Here is an 8280-nt window from a genome sequence, read left to right on the forward strand (position 1 = left end):
CGTGGCCGGCGACAGCGCCGGCGGCAGTCTGGCGGCGGTGGCCTGTCAGCAGTTGCGCGGCAGTGCGGTGGCGCTGCGCGCGCAGGCGCTGTTCTATCCGAGTACGGATCTGTCGCCGGCATCGCAGGACTTTGCGGCGCGCCACGAGAACGCGCATGTGCCGCCGCTGACGCTGGCGGTGATGCAGGCGATGTCGGCGCCGTTCGTGGCCGAGTACGACCCCAGCGACAGCCGGCTGTCGCCGCTGCGCGCGGCCGATCTGCGCGGACTGCCACCGGCCTTGATCTACACCGCCGCCTGCGACGTGCTGCGCGACGACGGCCGCCACTACGCCGATGCCCTGCGCACGGCCGGGGTGGCGGTGGAGTACGTCGAACTGCCGGGCATGGTGCACGGCTTCGTCGAAATGGCCGGCGTGCTGCCGGCCGCCGTGCGCGCCATCGAACATGCCGCCGCCTTCCTGAGCGCGCGACTGGCATGACCGGCAACCCCGATTCCCAGGAGAACACCCGCATGAACGATACGCTTTTGCTGCAGCACGATTTTTGGCACGGAGCGCTTTTCACCGGTCAGTGGCAGGCCGCCACCGAGAGCGCGGAGGCGATCGCGCCGGCCAGCGGAGAGCAGCTCGGCCGCGTCGGCCTGGCTGGCCCGGCGCAGGTCGCGGTCTCGGCCGCCGCCGCTGCGCAGGCGCAACGCGGCTGGGCCGCGGCGCCGTATGCGCAACGCGCGCAGGTACTGCGCCAGGCCGCGCAACTGGCCGAGCGGTTCCAGCAGGAGATCGCCGATTGGCTGGTGCGCGAGAGCGGTTCCACCCAAGGCAAGGCCGGCTTCGAAGCGGCCCTGTGCGCCACCGCCCTGCACGAAGCGGCGGCGCTGCCGTCGCGCAGCGCCGGCGAGGTGCTGCCCTCCGCGGCGGGGCGCCTGAGTCTGGCGCGGCGCCGTCCGCTGGGCGTGGTCGGCGTCATCGCGCCGTTCAATTTCCCGCTGTACCTGGCCATGCGCGCGGTGGCGCCGGCGCTGGCGCTGGGCAACGCGGTGGTGCTCAAGCCCGATCCGCGCACCGCGATCTGCGGCGGCGCGGTCATCGCGCGGCTGTTCGAACTGGCCGGCCTGCCGGCCGGCGTGCTGCACGTGCTGCCCGGCGATGGCGGCGCCGGCGCCGCACTGACCGCCGATCCGCACGTGGCGATGATCCAGTTCACCGGTTCCACCGCGGCCGGGCGCAAGGTCGGCGAGGCGGCCAGCCGTCATCTGAAGAAGGTGTCGCTGGAACTGGGCGGCAAGAACTCGCTGATCGTGCTCGACGATGCCGACCTGGATCTGGCGATCGCCAACACCGCCTGGGGCGCGTATCTGCACCAGGGCCAGATCTGCATGTCCGCCGGCCGCGTGCTGGTGCAGCGCGCACTCTACCCGCAGTTCGTCGAGCGGCTGGCGGCCAAGGCCAGGAGCCTGAGCGTCGGCGACCCGGCCAGCGGCGAGGTCGCGCTCGGCCCGTTGATCGATGCGACCCAGCGCGATCACGCCGCGCGCCTGGTCGCGGCCGCGCGCGAGGCCGGTGCCACCGTCGCCGCCGGCGGCGGCTACCGCGACCTGTTCTTCGAGCCCACCGTGCTCAGCGACGTCACCCCCGACAACCCGGCCTTCCGCGAGGAGATCTTCGCTCCGGTGGCGGTGGTGGTGCCGTTCGACACCGATGCCGAGGCCGTGGCCCTGGCCAACGACACCGAGTACGGCCTGTCGATGGCGGTGCTGTCGGCCGATGTGGGCCGCGCGCTGGCGTTGGGCGAGCAGTTGCGCACCGGCCTGCTGCATATCAACGACCAGACCGTCAACGACGAGGTGGTCAATCCGTTCGGCGGCGTCGGCGCCTCCGGCAACGGCAGCAGCATCGGCGGCCCGGCGAACCTGGAAGAGTTCACCCAGTGGCAGTGGTTGACCGTCAAGGGCGCAGCGCCCGCCTATCCGCTTTGAACCCCAGGAGACAGTGCGATGAACGCAGCAACCGATAAACGCGAGATCACCGTGGCGGTCGCGCACGCGCCGCAACAGCCCTTCACCATCGAGCAGGCGCGCATCCGCGCGCCGCAGGACGACGAGGTGCTGGTGCGGGTGGTGGCCACCGGCCTGTGCCACACCGACCTGATCGTGCGCGATCAGTACTACCCGGTGCCGCTGCCGGCGGTTCTCGGCCATGAGGGCGCCGGCGTGGTCGAAGCGCTGGGTCCCAACGTCAAGAGCCTGCAGGTCGGCGACCACGTGGTGCTCACCTATGGCGCCTGCGGCCACTGCAATCCCTGCGATGGCGGGCATGCCGCGTATTGCCAGGAGTTCTTCCCGCGCAACTTCGGCGGTGCCGACGCGCATGGCCATACCGCCATCGAGGATCTGCACGGGCAGCCGCTGCACGACCACTTCTTCGCCCAGTCCTCGTTCGCCACCTATGCGCTGGCGCGCGAGAACAATGCGATCAGGGTGTCGCGCGAGGCGCCGCTGGAACTGCTCGGCCCGCTGGGCTGCGGCATCCAGACCGGAGCCGGCGCGGTGATCAATGCGCTGAAGGTGCGTCCTGGCAGCAGCTTCATGGCGATCGGCGCCGGTGCGGTCGGACTCAGCGCGGTGATGGCCGCGCACGTGGCCGGCGCCGCCTGCATCATCGCCGTGGACGTGGTGCCGTCGCGGCTGGCGCTGGCCAAGGAACTGGGCGCCACGCACGTGATCGACAACCGCGAAGGCGATCTGGTGGAAGCGGTGCGCGCGATCACCGGCGGCGGCGCCGACTTCGCGCTCGAATCCACCGGGCGTCCGCAGTTGCTGGAGGCGGGCATCGAAGCGTTGGCCAGCCTGGGCACGATCGGCGTGGTCGGCGCACCCAAGCTCGGCACCAAGGCCGGTTTCGACGTCAACAACCTGCTGCTGGGCGGACGCAGCATCCGCGGCATCGTCGAGGGCGACAGCGTGCCGCAGGTGTTCATTCCGCAACTGGTGACGCTGTACCAGCAGGGCCGCTTCCCGTTCGACAAGCTGGTGAAGTTCTATCCGTTGAGCGACATCAACCAGGCCGCCGCCGACAGCAGCAGCGGCATCACCCTCAAGCCGATCCTGCGCATGGCCAGCTGAGCCTTGCGCTGGCGACGGCGCTGCCGTCGCGCGTGTCCCCGCAGCAGGCGTCGCGCCTGCCTCGGCACCGACGTCGCCACACGCTGCCGTGGGCGATGCCGGTGCCGTTTTTTTTGATCGCGCCCTCGCCGTGCGCGTTCGCCGGCATCCTGCCTGCCTCGGCCGAGACGCGGGAGGCCGGCGCGCGTGCCAGGCTGCGCCGCAGTGCAGCGCCCGAGCGGTGTCTGCGTTGCCCTCCTTGCGTTGCCGGACCGCACCGCCGCCCGATGAAGCCCGTGCCGTGTAGCGCCGCGCGCCGCTGCGCTGCGCGTGCCTGGCTGTCTGTGCGCTGCGGCGCGCGGGGTGTCCAGTGGCATGCAGACACTGGCATGCGCAAGCTTGCCGAGGCGGCGCAGAGCGCGTGTGCGTGCGCGTCCAGGCGTTGGCGTTTGCGCAAGCGATGCGGGCGTGCGCCTGCGACGACGCTGCCGCTGCGTCGGCATGCACGCCATCGAACGCGCATGTTGCATCGCGGAAGATCCAGTGCTAGCGCGCATCGCGCGATGAACATACCAGCAGGGTATGAAACGAGACTGACATGGTCTTGGACGCCTGGTGTGATGCGGGGCAGTGTCGGACGCATGGATGCATCGCCGAGGTCAGTCGTCTCCTGCTTCGATCGTCGCGAGCGTCCGTACGGGTCGCGCGCACGGTCTTGCGTTCGCGTCGTACCGCGTCGCCGTGTCGGCCGACGCGTGCACAAAGGATGAGTGCCGTTTCCAACATCCCGCGCTGCCGGTCGTCACGACGGCAGTGCGGACCCCGCGTGCCGCCGGTCGGCGGCCGCACCCACGCATCGGCTCGGAGGGAGGGCTCGATCATGCAGCAGTTCGCACATCCAATGCGCCGCAGGGCGCAACGACAGGGCACGCCACGCTGGACCACGCTGCTGTGGACCGTGGCGGCGGTTTCGGGTGGTGCCGCCGCCAACAACGGCGTCGCCTTGCCCGGCTACGGCGCGCAGACCCAGGGCCTGGCCGGCACCTCGATCGCGTTGCCGCTGGACGCGGCGGCGTCCGCCAACAACCCGGCCGGCATGGGCGCGGTCGGCGACCGCATGGACGCCGACCTCACCTTGATCGCGGCGCCGGTGCGCGCGCAGGTCGGCCCCAACCGCTACGGCGACGATGCGCTGGTTCCGGTGCCCACCGCCGGCTACAACCATCAACTCAACGACGACCTGAGCCTGGGGGTGTCGGTATTCGGCCACGGCGTCGCGCTGGACTACGGCGCTCCGGTGTATGGCAGCCACAACACCCTGTCCAAGCTGCAGCAGGTGGTGTTCGCGCCGACCCTGGCCTGGCGCGTGGGCGAGCACCAGTACCTGGGCATCTCGCCGCGGCTGGCCTACCAGCGCTTGCACGTCGCCGGCCTGGAGGGGGTCGGCTTCCAGTCGGCCGGGGCCGATGCGGCCTACGGGTACGGTGTCGCCGTGGGCTGGTACGGCCAGCTCGCGCCGCGCCTGAGCGCCGGCGTCACCTGGTCCAGCCGCATCCGCTTCGGCCAGATGCAGCGCTACCGTGCGCTGCTGCCGGAAGGCCGTCTGAACATGCCGCAGCAGGCCGGTGTCGGTCTGGCCTGGCAGGCCAGCGATGCGCTGACCGTGGCGGCCGACTGGCTGTGGATCGACTGGGCCGGCGAGCGCTCCTACGGCAATCGCGTCGATGAGGGCGGCGCGTTCGGCGATCCGAACGGTCCGGGCTTCGGCTGGCGTAGCCAGCGCGTGTTCCGCCTGGGGGCCGACTACCGCCTCAACGATGCCTGGTCGCTGCGGGCCGGCTATTCCCGCGGCAGCCGCCTGATCCCCGACAGCCAGGCGCAGTTGGCCGTGCTGGCGCCGCTGGCGCAGTACAGCCACTACGCGCTGGGCGCGACCTGGCGCCTGTCGCCGCAGCTGTCGCTGACCGGCAGCGTGACCCATGCGCCGGGCGGCTCGGTCGCCAGCGGCGGCGTGCAGGCCGGGACCCGCGACCTCACCTATCTCACTTTCGGCCTCGGCTGGACCTTCCGCTGAGCCACACGGAGACGACCCCATGCAAACCTATCTGTTGCTGCACGGTTCCTGGCACGACGGCCACGCCTGGGACGGCGTCGCCGCCCATCTGCGCGCGCACGGCGTGCAGGTGCACGCACCGACCATCGCCGGGCATGGCGTGGGCGCCGACAAGCGCGTCTCGCACGCCGACTGCGTGGCCTCGGTGGTGGACTACGTGCGCCGCCACGACCTGCGCGACCTGGTCGTGCTCGGCCACAGCTGGGGCGGCAGCATCGTGCAACGCCTGGCCGAGGAGGAGCCGGAGCGCTGCAAGCGGCTGATCTTCCACAACGCCTTCGTGCTGCGCGACGGCGAGGCGCTGTTCGACCTGTTGCCGCCGCATTACCAGGCGCTGTGGAAGAACGCGGTCGATGCCGACGGCGGCATCATGCTGCCGTTTCCGATCTGGCGCGACGGCTTCATCGGCGACGCCGATCTGGCGCAGGCGCAGCAGGCGTACGCGCAGTTGAGTCCGACCCCCGCGCGCAGCCATTTCGACGCGGTACCGCTCAAGCGTTTCCACGAGCTGCAGATCCCGCGCAGCTGGCTCTATGCCACCGACGATGTGGCATTGCCGCCGGGCGAGTACGGCTGGCATCCGCGGCTGAGCGCGCGCCTGGGCGGCTACCGTCTGGTCAGCCTGCCGGGCAGCCACGAAGTGTGTTTCAGCGCGCCTGCGCTGCTGGCCGAGAAAATCCTGCTGGCTGGCCGCGACTGACATTCCCCACCGGAGACTCCAGATGAATCCTGCATCCCCCCTGCGCATCGGCATCGTCGGCGGCGGCATCGCCGGCGTCGGTCTGGCCCTGGGCCTGTGCCGGCACCGCCATCTCGACGTGCAACTGTTCGAATCGGCGCCGGCCTTCGGCGAAATCGGCGCCGGCGTCTCGTTCGGCCCCAATGCGGTACGCGCGCTGGCCGGCCTGGGCATGGGCGAGCCCTATGCCGAACTCGCCGACCGCACCCCCGCCCCATGGCAGGACGTCTGGTTCGAATGGCGCCGCGGCGAGGACGCGCGGCTGCTGGGCCAGACCCTGGCGCCCGGCGTCGGCCAGTCGTCGGTGCACCGCGCCGACTTCCTCGATGCGTTGGCTACCCGCCTGCCGTTCGGGCTGGCCAGGTTCGGCAAACGCGCAGTCGACGTGGAGCAGGACGCCGACGTGGCGCGCGTGCGCTTCGCCGACGGCAGCCAGTACGAAGGCGACGTGCTGATCGCCGCCGACGGCATCAAGTCCGCCATGCGCGGCGAAGTGCTGCGTGCGCTCGGCCATGCACCGGCCGAACCGCGTTTCACCGGCACCTGCGCCTATCGCGGCCTGATCGACGCCGCGCGGCTACGTGCCGCTTTCGCCGCCCGCGGCGTGGACGCGCACCTGGTCGACGTGCCGCAGATGTTGCTGGGCCTGGACGCGCACATCCTGACCTTCCCGGTGAAGCAGGGAAGGCTGATCAACGTGGTCGCCTTCGTCTCCGACCGCAGCGAGCCGGCACCGCAATGGCGCGCTGGCCAGGCCTGGGTACGCGAGGCCAGCCGCCGCGAGATGCTGGAGGCGTTCGCGCACTGGGGCGAGGCGGCGCGTACGCTGCTGGAGTGCATCGACACGCCCACGCACTGGGCGCTGCACGATCTGGCCGAGCTGCCCGGCTATGTGCATGGGCGGCTGGCGCTGATCGGCGATGCCGCGCACGCGATGCTGCCGCACCAGGGCGCCGGCGCCGGGCAGGGCCTGGAGGATGCCTATCTGCTGGCGCAACTGCTGGCCACGCCTGGCCTGACGCGCGGCGATCTGCCGGCCCTGCTGCAGGTCTACGAGCGCCTGCGCCTGCCGCGCGCCTGCCGCGTGCAGCGCACCTCGCGCGAGGCCGGCGAGCTGTACGAACTGCGCGATCCGCAGGCCGGCGCCGACGATACGCGGCTGGCGCAGACGCTGGCGCAGCGCTTCGACTGGATCTGGACGCACGACCTGGAAGCCGAAGTGGCGCAGGGGCGGAGGATGCTGGCCGCGGGCGTCACCGCGGGTGCCTAGCAAGAAATTGCGGCGCTAGGCGTCCGCGTCCCGGCGCGGAGGCGGGAGTGCCGTTGCGTGGTGTCGTCTCGTTCCGATGCGGAGTGCGTCGCTTTCGCATGGGCTGCAATGGCCGGGATGCGCTCGCGTGGTCATGCCGGCATGCCTGCTTGCGCAGGCCGGACGGCATGCGCAGGTCGCGACATGGGCGTATCGCCTGTCTGCCGTGCCGCCCTGCAAGGCGAGGCGATGCGCAGCCGTGTGCACTCACGCAGCGTGGCGACGATATCGCGCGGTCGACTGCAGAACGACCATCGCCACGCGGTGGTCGTCCTGCACCCTCGCACCGGCATGGCGATGACGCGCGAGGCGTTTGCGCGGCGGCTTCAGTCGCGGAAATTGTCGAACTGCAGCGGCAGCTCGAAATCGCTCTTCTTCAGCAGCGCGATCGCGTCCTGCAGGTCGTCGCGCTTCTTGCCGCTGACCCGCAGCTTGTCGCCGTTGATCTGCGCTTCCACCTTGAGCTTGGCTTCCTTGAGCGTGGCCACGATCTTCTTGCCCAGCTTCTGCTCGATACCTTGCTTGACCGTGATCTTCTGCCGCGCGCCGGCGAGGTTGGTCTCCACGTCGCCGAACTCCAGGCAACGCACGTCGATGCCGCGGGCCAGCAGGCGCGCGCGCAGGATGTCGGTCATCTGCTTGACCTGGAAATCGCTGGGCGCCGATTGCGTGATGACCTGGTCGTCGAGCGCGAACTTGGCGTCGACGCCCTTGAAGTCGAAGCGCGTCGACAGCTCGCGGTTGGCCTGGTCGACGGCATTGGTCAGTTCGTGCTTGTCGACTTCGGACACGATATCGAAGGAAGGCATGGGCAAGTCCCCGGCAAAGATGCCTATCGTAAGACGTGCGGGCGAGGAGTGGGGCGCGGCAGCTGGGAAGTGGCAGCGCCGGTGTCGCAGGGGCTGGCACGTGCAGGGTGGGATGGATGTCGGTTCCGGCGCGTTGCGCAATGTCGTGCGTTGGTGGGCGCCGCGCGTCACGACTGAAGGGCACCTCGAACAACCTGCCACGACCTGG

At 70.6% G+C, this 8280-nt stretch carries 7 protein-coding genes; 6 read left to right on the plus strand and 1 reads right to left on the minus strand.

Going from position 1 to position 8280, the window contains the following annotated elements; genetic code table 11:
- From D588_RS23935 to salA, 6 genes are all read left to right on the plus strand, one after another.
- On the plus strand, positions 1 to 481 hold a 481-nt coding region (locus tag D588_RS23935), incomplete at its 5' end, for an alpha/beta hydrolase fold domain-containing protein (RefSeq protein WP_017915015.1).
- A gap of 32 nt (positions 482 to 513) precedes the next feature.
- Positions 514 to 1977 carry a benzaldehyde dehydrogenase gene (locus D588_RS0103650; protein WP_026143339.1) on the plus strand — a complete coding sequence of 488 codons (1464 nt, stop codon included), beginning with the start codon at positions 514 to 516 and terminating at the stop codon, positions 1975 to 1977.
- Between the two features lie 18 nt (positions 1978 to 1995).
- Positions 1996 to 3123: an NAD(P)-dependent alcohol dehydrogenase gene (locus D588_RS0103655; RefSeq protein ID WP_017908784.1), complete on the plus strand. Its 1128-nt coding sequence runs from the start codon at positions 1996 to 1998 to the stop codon at positions 3121 to 3123.
- A gap of 859 nt (positions 3124 to 3982) precedes the next feature.
- The gene (locus D588_RS0103660; protein WP_017913079.1) at positions 3983 to 5176 is read left to right on the plus strand and encodes an outer membrane protein transport protein; all 1194 of its coding nucleotides are present in this window, start codon (positions 3983 to 3985) and stop codon (positions 5174 to 5176) included.
- A 19-nt stretch (positions 5177 to 5195) separates the two neighbouring features.
- Complete coding sequence (locus tag D588_RS0103665; RefSeq protein ID WP_017915018.1) at positions 5196 to 5915, plus strand: alpha/beta hydrolase; 720 nt, start codon at positions 5196 to 5198, stop codon at positions 5913 to 5915.
- 22 nt (positions 5916 to 5937) lie between these two features.
- On the plus strand, positions 5938 to 7224 hold the full coding sequence (salA, locus tag D588_RS0103670) for a salicylate 1-monooxygenase (RefSeq protein WP_017908787.1): 1287 nt from the start codon (positions 5938 to 5940) through the stop codon (positions 7222 to 7224).
- 365 nt (positions 7225 to 7589) lie between these two features.
- On the opposite strand, the gene D588_RS0103675 is transcribed toward salA, so the two are convergent.
- On the minus strand, positions 7590 to 8072 hold the full coding sequence (locus tag D588_RS0103675; protein WP_017913076.1) for a YajQ family cyclic di-GMP-binding protein: 483 nt from the start codon (positions 8070 to 8072) through the stop codon (positions 7590 to 7592).
- Between the last annotated feature and the right edge of the window lie 208 nt (positions 8073 to 8280).

It is taken from the genome of Xanthomonas sp. SHU 308 (assembly GCF_000364645.1).
Lineage (GTDB): Bacteria > Pseudomonadota > Gammaproteobacteria > Xanthomonadales > Xanthomonadaceae > Xanthomonas_A > Xanthomonas_A sontii.

What these genes read in the sequence shown, in the direction of transcription:
- D588_RS0103650 (WP_026143339.1), top strand. Translation starts at nt 514, where the DNA reads ATGAACGATACGCTTTTGCTGCAGCACGATTTTTGGCACGGAGCGCTT.
- D588_RS0103655 (WP_017908784.1), top strand. Translation starts at nt 1,996, where the DNA reads ATGAACGCAGCAACCGATAAACGCGAGATCACCGTGGCGGTCGCGCAC.
- D588_RS0103660 (WP_017913079.1), top strand. Translation starts at nt 3,983, where the DNA reads ATGCAGCAGTTCGCACATCCAATGCGCCGCAGGGCGCAACGACAGGGC.
- D588_RS0103665 (WP_017915018.1), top strand. Translation starts at nt 5,196, where the DNA reads ATGCAAACCTATCTGTTGCTGCACGGTTCCTGGCACGACGGCCACGCC.
- salA (WP_017908787.1), top strand. Translation starts at nt 5,938, where the DNA reads ATGAATCCTGCATCCCCCCTGCGCATCGGCATCGTCGGCGGCGGCATC.
- D588_RS0103675 (WP_017913076.1), bottom strand. Translation starts at nt 8,072, where the DNA reads ATGCCTTCCTTCGATATCGTGTCCGAAGTCGACAAGCACGAACTGACC.